Origin of the sequence: Pseudobutyrivibrio sp. OR37 (assembly GCF_900113655.1) — a bacterium.
Lineage (GTDB): Bacteria > Bacillota > Clostridia > Lachnospirales > Lachnospiraceae > Pseudobutyrivibrio.
The window spans coordinates 1-17,769 of record NZ_FOQF01000037.1 but is presented as its reverse complement, the minus strand read 5'-3'; the positions used below and the strand labels follow the sequence as shown (position 1 = coordinate 17,769).

At 35.5% G+C, this 17,769-nt stretch carries 19 protein-coding genes; 18 read left to right on the top strand and 1 reads right to left on the bottom strand.

Annotated features, from left to right (window positions below):
- Positions 1–86 precede the first annotated feature (86 nt).
- The 18 genes from BM097_RS14085 (at position 87) to BM097_RS14000 (ending at position 17,471) form a co-directional block, all read left to right on the top strand.
- Positions 87–1,463, top strand: coding sequence for a type IV secretory system conjugative DNA transfer family protein (locus BM097_RS14085; protein WP_177197477.1), 1,377 nt, complete (start codon positions 87–89; stop codon positions 1,461–1,463).
- A 14-nt stretch (positions 1,464–1,477) separates the two neighbouring features.
- Complete coding sequence (locus BM097_RS14080) at positions 1,478–2,296, top strand: hypothetical protein (protein WP_090551587.1); 819 nt, start codon at positions 1,478–1,480, stop codon at positions 2,294–2,296.
- Positions 2,297–2,323: 27 nt separating this feature from the next.
- Complete coding sequence (locus BM097_RS14075; protein WP_090551583.1) at positions 2,324–3,022, top strand: hypothetical protein; 699 nt, start codon at positions 2,324–2,326, stop codon at positions 3,020–3,022.
- A 34-nt stretch (positions 3,023–3,056) separates the two neighbouring features.
- Complete coding sequence (locus BM097_RS14070; RefSeq protein ID WP_090551580.1) at positions 3,057–4,196, top strand: hypothetical protein; 1,140 nt, start codon at positions 3,057–3,059, stop codon at positions 4,194–4,196.
- Positions 4,180–4,848, top strand: a complete 669-nt coding sequence (locus BM097_RS14065) for a hypothetical protein (RefSeq protein ID WP_090551575.1) — start codon at positions 4,180–4,182, stop codon at positions 4,846–4,848. The genes BM097_RS14070 and BM097_RS14065 overlap by 17 nt, the downstream gene beginning before the upstream one ends.
- Before the next feature lie 49 nt (positions 4,849–4,897).
- Positions 4,898–8,611: an AAA family ATPase gene (locus BM097_RS14060; protein WP_090551572.1), complete on the top strand. Its 3,714-nt coding sequence runs from the start codon at positions 4,898–4,900 to the stop codon at positions 8,609–8,611.
- 14 nt (positions 8,612–8,625) lie between these two features.
- The gene (locus BM097_RS14055) at positions 8,626–9,807 is read left to right on the top strand and encodes a hypothetical protein (RefSeq protein WP_090551570.1); all 1,182 of its coding nucleotides are present in this window, start codon (positions 8,626–8,628) and stop codon (positions 9,805–9,807) included.
- Positions 9,808–9,809: 2 nt separating this feature from the next.
- Complete coding sequence (locus tag BM097_RS14050) at positions 9,810–10,802, top strand: restriction endonuclease (protein ID WP_090551565.1); 993 nt, start codon at positions 9,810–9,812, stop codon at positions 10,800–10,802.
- Positions 10,803–10,835: 33 nt separating this feature from the next.
- A complete protein-coding gene (locus BM097_RS14045; protein ID WP_090551561.1) occupies positions 10,836–11,249 on the top strand; it encodes an RNase H family protein in 414 nt (137 codons plus the stop codon).
- 129 nt (positions 11,250–11,378) lie between these two features.
- Positions 11,379–11,864: a hypothetical protein gene (locus tag BM097_RS14040; RefSeq protein ID WP_090551557.1), complete on the top strand. Its 486-nt coding sequence runs from the start codon at positions 11,379–11,381 to the stop codon at positions 11,862–11,864.
- A 33-nt stretch (positions 11,865–11,897) separates the two neighbouring features.
- Positions 11,898–12,281: a hypothetical protein gene (locus BM097_RS14035; protein WP_090551553.1), complete on the top strand. Its 384-nt coding sequence runs from the start codon at positions 11,898–11,900 to the stop codon at positions 12,279–12,281.
- Between the two features lie 19 nt (positions 12,282–12,300).
- Positions 12,301–12,891: a PIN domain-containing protein gene (locus BM097_RS14030; RefSeq protein WP_090551542.1), complete on the top strand. Its 591-nt coding sequence runs from the start codon at positions 12,301–12,303 to the stop codon at positions 12,889–12,891.
- A gap of 152 nt (positions 12,892–13,043) precedes the next feature.
- The gene (locus tag BM097_RS14025; RefSeq protein ID WP_143085001.1) at positions 13,044–13,532 is read left to right on the top strand and encodes a hypothetical protein; all 489 of its coding nucleotides are present in this window, start codon (positions 13,044–13,046) and stop codon (positions 13,530–13,532) included.
- Positions 13,533–13,802: 270 nt separating this feature from the next.
- On the top strand, positions 13,803–14,021 hold the full coding sequence (locus BM097_RS14020) for a hypothetical protein (RefSeq protein ID WP_090551535.1): 219 nt from the start codon (positions 13,803–13,805) through the stop codon (positions 14,019–14,021).
- A gap of 41 nt (positions 14,022–14,062) precedes the next feature.
- The gene (locus BM097_RS14015) at positions 14,063–14,746 is read left to right on the top strand and encodes a hypothetical protein (protein ID WP_090551531.1); all 684 of its coding nucleotides are present in this window, start codon (positions 14,063–14,065) and stop codon (positions 14,744–14,746) included.
- A gap of 149 nt (positions 14,747–14,895) precedes the next feature.
- Positions 14,896–15,720 (top strand): metallophosphoesterase family protein, encoded by an 825-nt coding sequence (locus BM097_RS14010; RefSeq protein WP_090551528.1) that lies wholly within the window; start codon positions 14,896–14,898, stop codon positions 15,718–15,720.
- Positions 15,721–15,835: 115 nt separating this feature from the next.
- Positions 15,836–17,059, top strand: a complete 1,224-nt coding sequence (locus tag BM097_RS14005; RefSeq protein WP_090551524.1) for a hypothetical protein — start codon at positions 15,836–15,838, stop codon at positions 17,057–17,059.
- A 61-nt stretch (positions 17,060–17,120) separates the two neighbouring features.
- Positions 17,121–17,471 carry a metallophosphoesterase gene (locus tag BM097_RS14000; RefSeq protein ID WP_090551521.1) on the top strand — a complete coding sequence of 117 codons (351 nt, stop codon included), beginning with the start codon at positions 17,121–17,123 and terminating at the stop codon, positions 17,469–17,471.
- 57 nt (positions 17,472–17,528) lie between these two features.
- Here the strand turns inward: BM097_RS14000 and BM097_RS13995 are convergent.
- Positions 17,529–17,769 (bottom strand): ATP-binding protein (locus BM097_RS13995; RefSeq protein ID WP_143085000.1); only part of this gene is annotated, 241 nt, incomplete at its 5' end.

The window sequence follows — 17,769 nt, the reverse complement described above, 5'->3', positions numbered from 1 at the left end:
AAAGCAAAGGACCTCGTAAATTTTACGAGGTTCTTTTTTATTTGTGACATAATGTTCCCATCGATATGCACGAAAGGGGAAATTTCATGAATAGAAAAGAACGATATAGCCACAGATATTTAGGTAACGGTTTTAAGGTGAGCAATGATACCTGGCAGACCCATCTCAATAACAATGATTTGATAGTTGGAAGCTCTGGCTCTTCCAAAACTGGCTCAATTGTATATCCTCAGCTTAAATCACTACAGGATTCCAGTCTTATTGTAGTAGATACGAAGGGACGCTTGGAAAAGTTGTTTAGGGATGAGCTCACGGAAAAGGGTTATAAGGTAAAGGTACTTGATTTTGTAAATCCTGAAAACAGCTGTAAGTATAATCCATTGTCTTACATCAGAAAAAATAAAGATGGAAGCTACCGAGAACAGGACATAGCCAAGGTGGCCGCTGCACTTATTCCGGACTCTTCAAGTGTTGAAGCTTTTTGGCCTCGTAGTGCCAGAAGATATTTAGAATTTTTTATTGCATTTGTACTTATGAAGCTGCCTGAAACACAGCACAATATGTCTGAGGTTGCAAAGTTTTATGCCTTTTATGTAGGCGGTGGTGATAATAGTGAATACGTTAATAGCTTTATAAGGCATCACCAGAATTCTTTAGTGGCCAAGCGTCATGCACAAATATGCGGGGAGAAAACAGCAGACAAAACAAGGGCAAGTATACTGACATTTGTATCGATGGCACTTGCGCCCTTTGAATACGCTGAGTATGAAGAATTTTTTAAATATAGATATGAAAGAAGATATGAGTGCAAAATAAATTTTGGAAATGATAAGGATGACGACGAATGGGATTATGTAGATGAGGATCTGTGGGACAGAATCGACGAAGAGGATGATGGTATCCTTACATTATGTGATGAGGTGGTAGACATAGCCTCTCTTGGCAGAGAGAAAACAGTATTGTTTTTAAATATCTCTGATTGTGACCACAGTATGGATCATATTATAAATCTGTTTTATACACAAGCGCTTCAGACACTTATATCAGAGGCAGATGCAAATCCTGACGGACAGCTTAAAGTTCCTGTAAGAATAATCATGGATGATTTTGCCTCATCAGCAGTTATTCCTGATTTTGACAAGATTATTTCGGTAGTCAGAAGCCGAGATATTTGGCTTACCATGTGCATTCAGTCTTTTGCACAGCTAGAGTCGTTGTATTCACACACTCAGGCACAGACAATTATCAATAACTGTGACCACATTGTTTATCTTGGAAGCAATGATTTGGAGTCGGCTAAATTTATTGGAACCCGAGTTAACAAGACTCCGGAGACCATTCTTTGTATGGATAGAGAATCTGAATATCTTCTAGAGTCAGGTAAGCTGGGCAGACTTATTAAGAAGATTCCTTCTTATGGTTTTAGCCCAGAGGAGGAATCTGAGATTGAAATGGGCGCATAGAAAGGAAGTTTCAAATGGAACAAAGAATGACTGCGAAATACATATTTGATTCGTTACTAACCAATTACGATAACGAACTGGTTATTAAAAAGTATAGCTGGCTAAGAAATAAGGTAATAATGGGCGCCATAAAACAGGGGCGCCCTAATGTATGCACTGAGCTATACATAGACCTCGAAGAGGCGGTTAAAGCAGAGCAGATTGATGATGTGGGCTTCGAGTTGATTTACTATTATTTGAAATTCCTATCAGGAAGATTTCTTTTTGGAGTAATCCCGAATTGGGATTATGAATATGTAATTACCTTTTCATTTTTTTGCTATATAAATCCAAAACAGTTGGAAATGGCGATAAAAATTATTGAAGAAGTCCTTGATATTTTATTGCCAGATTATAGTAAGTATATCAAAGTAGGCACTGAAATTTGCGAGCCATTTAGCCATACATTTCGGAAGACCAATTTAAAGGTTAAAACAGCGAATGAAAGGTTAACTTCTGATGAGCAACTAAAAGTTATTAAAATAGTTGTGGGTGATTTATCGACGCTTTCAGTCGCACCAAATGATAAGGATGATTACTTCCGATACGTTTACATATTTCGCTCCTTTGGAATGAAAGTGTTGACTCTTTGCAGCAGGGATGAAGATTTATACAAGAATACCATGAATATGGCATCCAAAGACTATGAAGTATATAAAAACTGTACAGTGAGGGATTATGATGATTGCCTGTGGGCATTTATAGCGATCATTATCAGGCAAATGATTGCAGAAGAGTCTTGCAAGGACATCGAAGGACTTAGTAAAATTTACGAAAAAAACACAGTTTGCTGATAGAATTGGTTTTGGAGGTCGAAAATTATGGATAAAAAGAAAATATATGCACCAATGGTTGTAGAACACATTGCACGTAGTTCAATGACGCGTGATGAAATAGAACAGCGCCCTTTGGCGCACTTATATAGAATCAAGGGTAAGGCAAAGGGCTATGAGACTTTACCTGAAGAATGTGTGATTTTTTCAAATATGGAAAACAACGAAAACCTTGTGGCAGATATGGACCAGTTTTCGAAGGAATTTGAGGTATATCAAGAACCAGAGTATGAAATAGAGTTTATCAATAGCTTTATTGAAAGAAAGCTGGATGAAGTTGGGGGGCCTATATATTCACGAAAGCTTCAATTATATTTTGAAAAATACAATGATGAGTACAGATGTATGTCTATATATCATATGGATATGCATAACTTATCTTTTGAGCATCATGCGGATGAAACTATTAAAAAGAAATGTAAGGGCTCGTTTATTAATATGGTAATTGCGCTTTGTGAGGATGAGAACGGTTATAAATTTCCGTGGTATTTCGGAACCCCTCCAAGTGATAAATGCTATGCCAAGGGCGCAACCCCATACGAAGCCTTAAAGCGCCTACGTAGGAACTATGAGTTGATGGAAGGAAATGTACTGCGTAGACCGGAAGGACAGTGGGACAAGGTTAAATGGTTTGATGTACTTAATTGTTATACCGATACAAGTCTTATAGGTCTTATTGATATTTGATTATTCTGTGGCTACTTTATGAGGGAAAATGTAGATGTTAACGTATTCCGATATTGAAGAATTTGATATTCGCAAGAAAAAACTTGAGTACCGTTATATTGGATTACTTGATTTGGTGAGTGGTGCTGATGAAGTATATTGGGATGCATCTTGTGATACATCCTTAAAGAATCATATCTCAGAGGAGTTCCTTACGGCGATGGAGTTGTATCACGGTTACCGCTTTCAGTTGGAGAGTACAAAAAGCCTGTTGGATGAACTGGAGCCAGTTCAATTGTCTGATGAGGATAAAGAATTGTACGGCACTTTTTTCGATACAGTAACAAGTCTTGCAGTTTACAACGAACCAGGTGAGATTAGTTGGCTTGGAACGCCTGGCACATGGCGAGCAGTTATTGAAAGGATTAAATATCCATTAAGCTATAAGACATCTGCTGAACTTCACAAGGATTTGATTATTTGGAATGAAATTATTGAGGAAGGCAAAATGTTTCCTGGTGGGAAAAGTGTTCCTGAAGGAATATTTTATAGTTTGTCCTGTGCATATACAGAGGTTACTGGTGAAAAGCTGTCATCTTTATTGACCAAACCTCAGCGAAAAGCCGCAATGGCGCTGATGACTGAGAAGGAACTAAAATATCTTGAGGTTGCTCAAAAACATGATGAAAAATTAAGCTCGAAAATTAGGCAGGAGCAAAATAGGGAGGAGGAGCTTTTTTATCAACAAATTACTGATGATGAAATAGAGAAAAGATTTGCTGGTCACGAGGACGTAATTAAATCAATTAAAGATCTTAGGAATCAGCTCGAGAGACTGGGAAATCCAACATCAGAGCAAATGCACCTCGTGCAGCGAGTAATGAAGAAATCAGCTCATAAAATGTTTGATTCCTTAGGAATACCTAGAGGCGACGCAAGTGATTGGCGGGTTTGTTTTGATTCTGAAGGAGTAAAAACTGCATCCAAACTTCTTCTGGAAAAAGGTGTAGAAATGTATAACAGAAGACATTTTCAGGAAGACTGTGTGAATGCATTGTATTTGGCTTTGTCTAGTAATGGTATTGGATCATGGCTGGACAAAGAAAGATTTTATGCTGTACATGATAATATGCGGGAGGCTATATCAAACTCCAACAAAACGATAGAGGAGATCAAGTATGGGAATAAAAGATGAAGTTTTGCCCCAGATACGAGACGACTATCACCGACATAAAGAAAAATCTTTTTTGTATAAGTACATCCTGGAACATAATGAAAAATTAGAAAAGAAGCTACGGGATACCCCTGATAATAAGCGAGAAGCGACTATTCTTAAATCTATTCAAGATACGATGATTAACTACGGATACCCGCTATCCTACAAGGAATCAACTAAAGAAAAAACTAGTAATCCGCCATTGGAAATGGTGGATGCATGGTATGAGTACAAAGGAACAACAACAGGCTCAATAGAAGAATTTGATAGATTATATAAAAGCATATGTAAGTCTGAATCCAGTGATTCAATACTAATTCCAGTTAGGGTTGATTCTGAAACGGGGGTAGGTCTTTATATCATTGGAAAAGATTATTATCGAAGAGGCTATTTCACGTATCCGCAATCTATTCATTGTGGAATTGATTTTATTTCCAATTGGAAGAAAATAGATAGTAAAGGAATTTTTTTATCTATAGCATATGCATATGCTTATATTGCATGTACCAGCGTAAAAGAAGCATATAAGGATTTTTATAATGAGAAGCTAGATTGTCTGGAGGAGCTCGGTGAAATGAATGGTCATATACCGGCTGACTGCCCAGAGAAAATAAAGAAGTATTTTAAATAGCTAGATTCTGAGGAAAAATAGTAAAGAGTTTATTTGAGAGGATTATATAATGAGTAGATTAGATATAAAAGCATCATATTTAACACAACCTGTTAAACAATGGATAGGTGATTTACTATTTCCTAATGCATTCGAAGAGGAATGGGATGAATTGTTTGATAATGAAGGTCCGGTTAATTTGAGTGGTCTTATTAAGTTAACTGATGACATCTACATGTATTCTCACGAATTGAACTATAGTAATAAAAGATTAGACAGGGTATTTTCGCCTACAAATATTCTAAAATATCTAATTTTCCTTTTGGAAAATGACCCTAAAAACGATGACAATAAAATTGTACAAGCCGCCGTTGTCAGTAACAGGTTTAAGCCTTGTGAGACGAAAGATGTACTTAAAGGAACTATAATTTTGAGTTATCAACACGTCATTTTAGAAGAGATTAAAGCAATCTTAAACGAAAATGGAATTGATGCTCAGAGAATAAGAGAAATTATAAAAGATGATAGAGTAGTCAGTCAGCTTGAATCTATAGAGCTAATATATGATTTTGTGAAAAATATTGAAAGAGAGCTTCTGAATAGCTATAGAAAATATGATTTTTTTGATGAAATCAAACGTAATCAATTTGGAGCGATTATCAACAATTTAGTGATAACTGAATTCAATAAAAAGACTGGGATTATAGAGAAACAATACCCGAACCCAACTTATTTTTCTACCTGGAATCTCAAAGAGATAGTTAAGATTTTAATTCCAATTCTTAAAGATGTTATTGAGCAGAATACATATAAGCTTGCAGATACGGGCATAGTAGAATCTGCTCTTAGTATTACAGATATCTACACACAATTGCAGAAAAAAGTTCATGGGCAGGATGGAGCCTTAGAAAGCTTTGTTAAAGGACTATATAATTCTTCACTGAAGAATGATCCAGATATGCCTGAAGCTACCTATTTATTTGTTGGACCTCCGGGAGTAGGTAAGACATTCCTTGCTAAGCAGGTAGCTGACTTGCTCGGAAGACCTTGTAAGATATTTCAGATGAATGCTTATATTCATGAACAGGATACCCATGATTTGGTTGGACATGCGCCAACATGGAAATCTGCTCAGGATGGTGTGTTAACAGAATATGTTTCCAAGAATCCACGGGCTGTGCTTATTTTCGATGAAATAGAAAAGGCGCATTCAAATGTAATCAGGCTTTTCTTATCGGTACTAGAAGGGGCATTTTTGGAAAGTCTTTATACTCAGAAAAAGGTAGATTTTAGCAAAACTATCTGCATTTTCACGTCTAATGCAGGGCGCGACTTCTTTGCAGAACATTATGGTGAGGATTTTTCTAGCATTGCTCAGCCTCAGTTGCTTGATATTATTCGAAATGATTTAGCAGCAGAAAGTAAGGGGGAAAATGACCCGAGCAAGGTTGGATTATCTGCGTTTCCGTTAGAGGTGTTATCTCGCTTTGCTAAAGGAAATATTGTTGCTTTTAATCATATGAATACTGAAAAGTTAGTCCCTATGATTAACGAGGGGCTTGCTGAAGGTGCGAAAATAATTGAGAAAAAGCAAAAGGTTAAATTGGAGTATGACAATGAGCTTTTACCATATCTTTTCTTGTTTACAATGGGAAGTAAGTTAGATGCCAGAGGTGCAGTGGCGAAGAGTAAAGCATTTTTATTAGATAATACATACAAGATATTGGGACGTATTGCTCAAGATCCGGAAAAATATAAAAATGTTAAAAAGCTAGTATTCGCAGTAGATAAAAATGATGAGCTTGCTCACACTTTTGTGAAGGCAGATAAAAAGCATGTGATGCTTTCTTGTTCAAAAGATAATAGAAAGAAATATCTTGGAAGCAAGGAACAATATGGTGAAGGAGAAAACAGTGTATGGCATTATGTCTGGTCAAATGTTGCAAAGGATGACAAAGGAGATAAGTATGAGGCAGTGGCAAAATCTGTAACAGAAGAGTTTGACATAGAAGCAGCATTTATCGATTTTTCATTTGCCGCTAATGAACAAAGTTCCACAATTGGTGATGGGCTATCCTACATAGATTCCATGGGGAGTAGAGTATTTGATTGGTTAAAAAAGGAACATCCAGAGATTCCTATATATGCTATTTCTTTTGAAAATGACTTAGGTTTGGCAGATAAAAAATTACTTAGAGAAAAAGGGGTTAAAGACTTTTTAGTTTTTAGAAGCGAGGATTCAAATTCTATTTCTCAGATTGACAGCGTTTGTTATGGGATTTTCCTAGAGGAAAAATTAAATTCATTGTCTCGCAATGGACAGTTGCTTAATTTCGACGTAGCGTCAAAGTTGTCAGAGGATGGAGAAACTGTTCAGATTAATTTACATCAGTTCGAGACTATTAGAAATATGGATAAAGAGGCTGATAGTATGTTTATCTCTACCGAGGAACTAAGTGCTGTAAAGTTTGAGGATGTTATCGGTGCAGAGGACGCAAAGGAAGAACTGAAAAAGTTTATTTCATTTATCAAAAATCCAAAGAAATATAAAGACATGGGGCTAAGCGTTTCCAAGGGAATTCTGCTCTATGGACCTCCTGGAACAGGAAAGACTATGATGGCAAAAGCCCTGGCAAATGCAGCAAGATGTCCATTCATTTCTACTACTGGAGCTCAGATTGCAAGAGGTGAGCAGAGTATACGAAAAGCATTTTCTGTAGCTCGCAGATATGCGCCTAGCATTGTTTTTATAGATGAAATAGATGCATTTGCTCAGGATAGGCAAAGTGGAGAAGGTATAACACTTTATGTTAATGAGCTTCTTACTGCAATGGATGGATTCGAGGATAATTCATCTCGACCAGTATTTGTAATTGCTGCTACAAACTTTGGTAGTGCTCATTCAATAAGTGGCGAAAATATTGCTTTAGATCCGGCATTGCTTAGAAGATTTGGAAATCGTATATACGTAGATCTACCAGGTAAGAATGAAATAGCATTGTACTTGAATAAGAAGAAAGAAAAACTTGTCGATAAGCCTATCAATTTCAACAACTTGTCAGCTGAAGACATTGACTTCATTGCAGAGATGTTTGTGGGAAAGAGCCTGGCCATTATCGATAATATTATTAACTATGCAGGTGGAAAGGCATTTAAAAGTAATCCTGACCATCCATTGATGGATAGACAGCTTCTGATAGATGCTTTTGAGGAAATGAATTATGGAAAGGAGATTTCTGTTGAAAAATCACAGTTAAGAAAAACTGCTATCCATGAGGCTGGCCATGCAGTTGTTGGCTGGGTTGAAGGAGGAGCTTGTACACCTGTTTATGCAACAATTACTTCAAGAGCAAACTTCTTAGGCTATGTAAAACCTAACGTGAATGAGAATGCTGTTACTCGTACAAAAGACGAGCTTCTGGCAGAAATAAGAACAGATCTTGCGGGGCGTGCGGCTGAACTTATTTGTATCGATGGAAAGGAGCTATCAAGTGGCGCTTCAAATGATTTACGACAAGCATCCCAGCTGGCGCTTGATATTATTTCAAATTATGGTATGAGTGAGAATTCTTTGTTTACATTCCCACTGGTATTTGGTGAAGCAGGCGTGTCTCCAATGATGAAATCTGCAATCGAGGAAGCGGATATAATTCTTAAGGCAGAAATGGAAAAGACAATGAGGATTGTTGAGGAGAATAAAGAGCTTATTATTAAGTTCGCAGATGCTTTGATTGATAAAGGACACTTAGGTAAAGCTGAGATTGCAAGGCTTATGTCAGAATAGCGGAGGTACGAGGAATGAAAATGTATGAGCGCTTGGATGAGTATTTGGAGAGATATGTTGATAAATGTATAGAGGCGTTGGAAGGTATTTCTATTAATTATTCAGATTTTAAATCTCCAGAATTAATAGAAGCAAGAAACGTGGTTAATCAAAAGCCAGGTGGTGGAGTAAACCCTAATTATGATAATGAATTAACTCGCTTGATTTACATCTCTAAATATACATATTTCTACGGTGGATTATATGCCTTAATGTATAAAGAAATACTAGAGTCCGAGCAGTTTAAAGAATACTTATTAGATCCTGATAAAGAAATCAGGGTCTTGTCGGTAGGTTGTGCTAATCAAATTGATTTATGGGGGCTTTTGTTTACTTGCGAAAAGCTTGGGATAAAAAATAGGATTAAATATGTAGGGTGCGAAATTGAAGAAAACTGGAAAAAAATGACAATTTTTGGTCAAAATCCAAAAGATGAGGGGTATGAGTTTCATTATGGAAAAAAAGCAGGTGATATAGGAAGGTTTCTTGATAAGAATTCTGATGGATATGACATTGTATTTTTGCCAAGTGTTTTCAATGAATTGAATTATAAAACAAGAGCTAAGATAAAGAAGTTACTTGCACACCCAGCAATTATTTGTGGGATAACTTGTCATTCCGATGAAGAGGTTGAAGATTTGGGGTTAGATTCACTCATAGATAGTTCTGAAAAAAAATATAAGGGCGATAAAATAAGTGATGTTCTTGAAAAAACTTTTGGGGTAGATGGAGTATATAATTCCCCAGAGTGCATCCAAAGATATATAAAATTTACTACAAAAGAGGGAAATAAACCTCTGACATTTTGTCAATCAATGGAAAATAGAAAACGAAATCTTAGTTTTAAGATTTTAGGCCATGTTAATCCTATCGGTTTTACACTTTTTATTAATAAATATTTAGAAGATATGGAAATCCCTAAAGAGTATCACAAAGAAATCAAAAGCAAAATGCAGGATTGGTTGATTTCTGGAGGGTACATATCTAAAGACGACAAAAGAATAACTGATAAGGGAATTCAAAATGGTATGTATGAACGAAAGCATATAAGGGCAGGAAAAGAATCTTATTCAATAATTTATTATACAAAAGGCCAGGCGATTCTTAAAAGTATGCTGGTAGATGCAATAATTGAGACAATAAAAACGGGGAAATAAATATGGCAATTTGGATTTATAGAGCTGGTAGAAAAGGTGAACACGAAAAAAAGTTTTTGGATGATGGCAGGATTTATTTGACTTGGAGTGGGCTGGATGACAGGTTTGCTAAATCATCGCCCGATGATATAAAACGAATGATTATGCGAGCTTTTCCATGGCTACCAAAAGAAAAACTAGTGGAGTATTATGTCCTGATTTATCCGATTGTCAACGGTATAAAAAAAGAAGATTTAATCATTCTTCCAAGCAAATTTTCCAATACCTTTCATTTTGGAAGAGTCCTTGGAGACTATGAATATGATGAAAAGGCACCAGAGTATTACAAACATTTTAGGCAGGTAGATTGGTTTGCTATAGATATTTCAAAGGATTTATTTGATAATCAAATCCTTTATGATACCAATATTAAGACGTCTGTTGGGAAAATAAAAAATAAAGATGTTGTAGATTATATAGAGTATATGGTGAAACATGATTGGAACCAACAACATCTAATGCCTTTTGATGATGAGTTTGAATTAGATTGGGAGGCTGCTGCTAAATCAACGATTTCTAAATATATCTATAGAAAATTTAAAGGATATGATATGGAAGAGCTGATATGCGAGATACTAAAGGCCAAAGGGTTCACAGTTTACAATGGACCTAAGGGGCCAGATGGTGGGCAGGATTTGCTTGCATCAGCAGGTGATATGGGATTTGATTCACCAAAGATATGTGTTCAGGTTAAGACACAAAGTTCCCATGTAAAAAAAGAGGTTGTGGATGAACTGACTGAGACTATTAAAAAGTTTCATGCAGAATACGGATTGTTTGTTGCATGGAATGGATATGATAAGGCTGTAAAACCAGCGGAGTATTTTTATAACATTCGCCTTTGGACTAGCAATGAGGTCGTAGATGAGGTGCTAAAATACTACGATAAATTTAGTCCTGAGATACAGCAGCGTATACCTCTAAAGCACATTTGGATTTTGAATGATGTAGAGTAGAGGACTATTGATTGTTAAATAGGAGGAAATAAAATGGAAAATTTTGCATTTGTTGATGGCTCATTTAACGAAAGCACAAAGGTATATGGTTATGGTGGATTTTTAAATGTGGCTGGTGAAAAAATAGTTTTGCAAGGACATGGAAAAGTAGAAGAATTTGCTGGAAGCAGGAATGTTGCTGGTGAGGTCTTTGGAAGCATGGCTGCAATCCAAAAGGCAATTGAGCTTGGCGTAAAAGAATTGAAAATCTACTATGATTATGAAGGTATTGAAAAATGGGCCAGTGGAGAATGGAAAGCAAATAAGGCTCTTACAAAGTTTTATAGTGGATATATTGCAGCTGCTAAAAATGTAATTAAAATCGAGTTTGAACATGTTAAAGCTCATACCGGAATAGATGGAAATGAGGAAGCTGATCGTTTGGCGAAAGAAGCGGTGGGCTTATAGTTAAAACAGAATAAGCTATTCAGAGAATTGAGGCTTCGTAGATTTTACGAAGCCTATTTTGTTCCGCTGTATAATGTGTACATGCTTTGAGTTATAGAAATTTGTTTTGACAGAAAGGAACTATTAACAATGGAAAAAGATTTTAGAATGGAAATTGAAAAAAGAACAGGCATGACAGCTAAAGAATTAGTTGTTGCTGATGAAAGACCTGATTATTTCGATATCACTCAGTTTGATGAGATTAAGAATCTTAAGCTTGGCCCTTGCAAAGTGTCTGATATTCCCGAAGATATTCGCGAGGAAGTTGTTGAAAGTCTTGGCTGCGGTCAGAACTTAGCTAGTGGATTGAATTATCTATATGAGTATTTTGAATACTTAGCAGATAAAGGCATTAAGATTCCTGTCAATCTTAAAGAATTCGCCCATTTGCGCGACAATCGCACGATTAATGGAGAAAAAGTTTATCCGCTAAGCTTAGACTCTGTTAAGGCTTTAGGTCATATTGAAGATACAAACCCAGACCTTTATCATCATCTCTGTGATTTTGCTTATATTGAGGAAGTTCGATTCCAAGTTAGAGAAATGCCAGTCGATATTGATGATTTCTTTGATTAAATCAAGAGTTTATTAAGAAAGGAATGTATTACTATGAAAGTATTCATTTTGACAGAAGAAGGAAAGGGTTTCACGGAAGAGGGTCACAAAATCATAGTTGAAGGTATTAAATCAAATCATCCAGAGTTAGATACATCAGATATTACATTTATCAGTGGCGCCATTGTCAACAAGCCTGAATATTTGATTCACGCTATTGACAAAATCCCAGCTGATGAGCCATTTTTCGTTTACGAGTCAACAAGCTTCTCTTTAGACGGCTTTTACTTCCCAGCAGATGAAAGACAGGACGCTATCACAATATTGACTTATGATTTTTCTGATGAGCTTCGCAATGCTCTTGGAATCAAAGGTGACATCACAAGCTGGCACAGATTTCTACCTTCTTCTTATGACGGACACGGAATAGAATATTAGGAAGGATTTATAAGTAAGGATGAACACATATTATCTAATTGATTTTGAAAATGTTAATAGTGTTGGGCTTGAGACAAAGAAGAATTTAACAGAACAGGATATTGTAATCATTTTCTATACAAAGAATGCAAGTAAGATAGATATGTCAGTTCTTTCAAAAATAGCTAATGCCAAGCTGCAATTTATAGAGGTACCTGTAGGAAAGCAGTCACTTGATATGCATTTAAGTTCATTTATGGGAAATCTTCTGATTGATAGTGAACGAAGGCTTGTTGTGGTAAGTAAGGATCATGATTATGATTCTGTTATTAAATTCTGGAAAACTAGAATCGGTGCAGATATAGTGAGGATAGATAATATGGGGGCGGGTGACTCAAATAATATTTCAGCTAAGATTAATATGATTAAATCGTCAAATAATCTAGAGCAATGTGAGGCACTAAGTAAGATTGGTTATAAAGATGCAGAAATACAGTATGTACAAAAGTTGTTAGATAAGCATTTGATCGAGAAAAATGGAAAGCAACAGATATATCGAAGCATAGTTTCTAAGTATGGCCAAGAAAAAGGCCTTAAGCTATATAGAGATGTAAAGAAAATATACTGCTAGATTAATGAGGGGTGTGGAAAATGGAGGATAGTAAAAAAGATGAAATGTTAGAGAGGGATTATCTTTGGAAGAATTGCTGTTCTTGAGGGAAAATAAAATCTTATATTAGGGTGATGTTGAGAAGAGATAATTATAGAAAGGAACTATTAACAATGGAAAATTATATAATGCGCATTGAAGAAAGAACTGGCAAAACGGCGAAGGAACTTGTTGGTATGACTGATAGACCTGATTACTTTGATATCACATCATTTGATGAAATTAAGAACATCGCCAATGGTGGTTTATGTGTAACTAAAGTTTCTGATTTACCTAAAGAAATGCAAGGTGTAACAGATTCACACGCAGGTGTTTCATTTGGTTCATTTGTTGAATATTTTATTGAATACATTAAATATTTAGCAAAGGTCGGTAAGGATGTACCTTTTACGGCAGCAGATTTATCTAGTATGAATTATTCATATAAGGACGGAACCATACCATTCAGTGTAGACACTGTTAAGATGTTGTATAGTTTATATACTTACGATAAATCAGCTAACAAGGAATTATCAGACCACATTCACGACTTTGAGTACATTGAAGAAAATCGCGATTTATTAGCTAATGGCTGGTCAACACTTGATGAGCTAATGGATTAAGTAAGGTGTAAAGAGGTGTAAAAAGATATACTGTTAGATTTTGGTGGACTTCGTAAATTTTACGAGGTCCTTTTTTGTGCCCTGATATAATGTGTACATGCTTAAGGAACAAGTTCATAACATGCTCCCCGGTCGGTGGGTGGGGGATAGTTCACCGACAGTGACTGTAAGCGGCTTCTATGCTTTATAAATACTTACAGGGATGTTCCAGCCTAAAGGAAAAGGTAACCAAATGATAACTAATATTTCTATTAAGAAAGGAAAAATATTATGACAAATACATTTAAGAACAACACTTTAGAAAACAAGATTGAAGTTTTAAAGGAAATCAACGCTGAAACAGCTGGTTGGGGAATCAACGAGTTGTTAATGGAAAACGGTGACTACTATAGCTCATGGCATATGAATCATATGGATGAAACATATGCGAAGCTTGCTAAAGCTTATAGTTACGAAGAACTAGTTGATTATTTAAATAAAATGAAGTAAAACTAAGATGATTGGGATGAAGAATATACGGAGGTGACAGAATGAGTGACTGGGGAACAGTAGTTTTTCTATATGATTATGAGTGGGACTTCAAATGGGATTTTTGGAATGAAGAGGGTGAAGCTGAACGCGAAAAAACACAAGGAATAATAGTAAAGCACTATAAAGCTTCTGGAATAAGTGGAATAGTAAAACATGCTTATTATGGCATGAGATACTTTATGGAAAGATTTGATCATTCAAGCTTGGATTTATATGACCACTATAGAACAGGAAGAACTTCGAATCTAACAGAGATTAAAACGGCATTTGATGTTTTCATGGATCAAGGAATCATTGATTTGGGGGTAGATTCAGTAGAACATGTTATCAAAAATTGGGGAAGAAATAAAAAGAGATATGAAGAAAAACCTAGCGAATTGAAATATGATCTATTTGCCGGAGATGGAACCGATGGCTATTTCTATATTTATTTTAGCGGCAAGCCTGAAACTGGATACTCACTGAAATACACCTACGTACTAGGACATGACCTTCATGATATTCAACATGCCTTTAAAAATGCTTGTGGTCGTGAGAGTGATTATAAGAATAATATAGAAGAAATCGATAAGGCAATTAAGTTCTTTGAGGAAAATGGAACTTTAATAACCGCAGAGAAAGATGTGAAATATATTGAAAATAGGGGGACGACTATAGTACAGCAAGCAATGGAAAGAAATTAGTTGCTTGGGCTTCGTAAATATTACGAAGTCCTTTTTTATACCCTGATAAAATGTATATATCAAAGAATCAACGAGCTATGGTCATGTGATTAGACTATTAAAATCGGGACAATCATTACCAAAGAAAACTGCATCAGAAAGGGGATAAAATGATTTATATTACAGGTGACACACACCACGATTTTAAGAGATTTGATAAGGAGATTTTTCCTGAGCAAAAAGAAATGACAAAGGATGATTATGTAATTATCCTTGGGGATTTTGGTGGTGTCTGGGATTCGAATTATCATAAGAATAATTATAAAGAAATTTTAGATAAAGATTTTGATTGGGCTAAGGAACCAATTAGTGAAAAGATGCTTCTTGATGAATTGGAAAAGAAGAATTTTACTACGCTCTTTATCACAGGTAATCATGAGAATTATGATAGGCTGCGAACTTATCCAGATAAAGAGTGGCATGGTGGGGTTGTAAAAGAAATAAGACCCTCGGTTTTGCTTTTAAAGAGAGGTTATGTTTTTGATATAGATGGCTTTAAATGTTTTGCAATGGGTGGTGCCAGAAGCCATGATATTTGGGGTGGAGTATTTGATTTGGATGACCCAGATTATCATAAAAAGGTGGCTAGAGCAAAAAGAGCATATGAACCTTTCAGAATCAATCATCTTTCCTGGTGGCAGGAGGAAATTCCTTCGGAGGAAGAACAAAAGCGGGCACTTGATAATTTAGAGGCTAATAACTGGAAGGTTGATTATGTATTCACTCACGAAGCGCCAGCCTCAGATGTTAGATCAATTGATTGGATGTATAAGCCAGATGAATATAGCAAATTCCTAGAGGGGATAAAACAATCTCTTGATTACAAGCACTGGTTCTTTGGACATTATCACGAGGATAGAAATATAACAGACAAAGACCACGTGCTTTATGAGCAAATTATAAGTCTTTACGATGGGGAATCCACTATAAAATAGTGGTAGTGATTTTTTTGAACGCTTCCTTAAATTTACGAAGGTAGAAAAAAGAACCTTGTATACTGTTTATATCAATTAATGATTTATTAAAAAGATACTGCAGAAAGGAAAATTTATGAATGCAAAGCAAGTAATTGAATTTGTTAATGAGTATGTGAAAGAAAAGAGAAGTTTATTCATCAGACCATCTGAATCGTTCGAAGTAATTGAGGATGATATGCTATTGTTCAACAAAGTGTTTGATTTGGCACAGGAGATAGAATCATTTGACGAATGGCGAGATGGCACAGATAGAATGTTTTGGATTCATGAAGAGAATGAGTGGTTTTATTTATATCTAGCGGAACATAATAAGAGAAGAGGAATTATTTTAAGGAATAGAAATTTTAGTGAATTTCATACGTTAAGCCTAGAAAATCGTGGAAGTAAAAATGATAAGTATCATCAGCGGAGGTCTGACGAAGACGATTATTGGGATGAAGAAGATGATTGGGATCGTGAAAAGAAAGATTTCACAAGTGTATTATCGTGGATTATAGATGCTGAGAAAAAATGTATCGCGATGATTAAGGATGGTAGTTACAATGATTTTATAAGTGAAAAACTTCCATATATTTATAGAAGTGGCGCAATTAAATTAAAAGATTATTGGAGATATGTACCAGAGGATAAAGAGCGACTATTTGGAAATATAAAATCCGCACATTTGCAGGAATATATAGAGTGGTCTGGTGATGTTGAGGGTTATACCCATTTATCTCAAAAAGATTATTTTGAGGCATGTAATTGTATTTATGATGCGCTTAAACTGAAAGAGGCATATCCTATCTTAAAACACGGAACTCCACGAGATTATTATATGGCATATGGTAATTGGGGATACACAAGTGTTGATGATTTTAAGTCTTTGAATGAGAATGACAGTGAAGAATTTGAGGCATATATAGAAGGACGATTGGATAAATGTGTTGATCACCATGTTTGGGAATGCTGCTTGGTGCCATCAATAGAACTAAAGCCAATTAAGGTGAATGGAAAATATTATTTCAACATGTATACAGATCGTGGTGATGAGGAATATAAATTACAAGTTGAATTAACACTAGCCTTAAAGGATAAGGGATTTCCCATTTTGAAATCTTCAATGGTGGAGGAAAAACTTTCCGGTGAGGAATGGGTTTTGATAAATCCACATTGTGCTGATTACGGTAGAATTTATGCAGATATTCAGAATAAATATAAGGGAAAAACGAGTAAATATATTGATTTTGGGGACGAAGAAATAATAAGAGATATTGAGTGGTTTCCAACATATAAATGGAGTATAAAGAATGATTAATAGATACTGGTCACATTAATACATAAAATTTAGTTAATAGAAAGATAAAAATGAGGTTATTATGGCTATTTATGCAATGAGTGATATTCATGGGATGTATGAGCCTTTTATTAGAAGAATAAAACAATTGAACAATTTGGAATCTGTAAAAGCCGGCAAAGATAAATTGATACTCTTGGGAGATTATATTGATATTGGTAACAATAGTTTCAAGGTACTAAAAACTATATATGAACTTCAAAAAGAAGTCGGCGCTGATAACATGATTGTTCTGATGGGCAATCATGACAAACGTTTTATTGATTTTCTCACTAATAACTTTGATGACTGGATTAGTGAATCAGAAAACCTTTGCATGGTTAAATCTTTTATCAGCGCACAGCAGACACGTGAACTATGCTATAAGGTGTAAATTTCAATATTTAAATGTTCAAAAAGTGGAAAATAAAAATGTACATTTTCCACGCAATTACTCATCACTCTGAGTTTCCAAGAAGGTTCGCTTTTCTCTAAGTCGATATGACGGACCCTTGATGGATATTATCTGTGAATGATGAAGTAGCCTATCAAGTACAGCATTGGCCAGTGTTGCTGAGCCAAATATTTCACCCCATTTTGAAAATGGAGTATTGGTTGTTATTATTGTGCTATTTCGTTCGTAGCGTTTTGCTATGAGCTGAAAAAATAGATTTGCTGCATCCTGATCTATA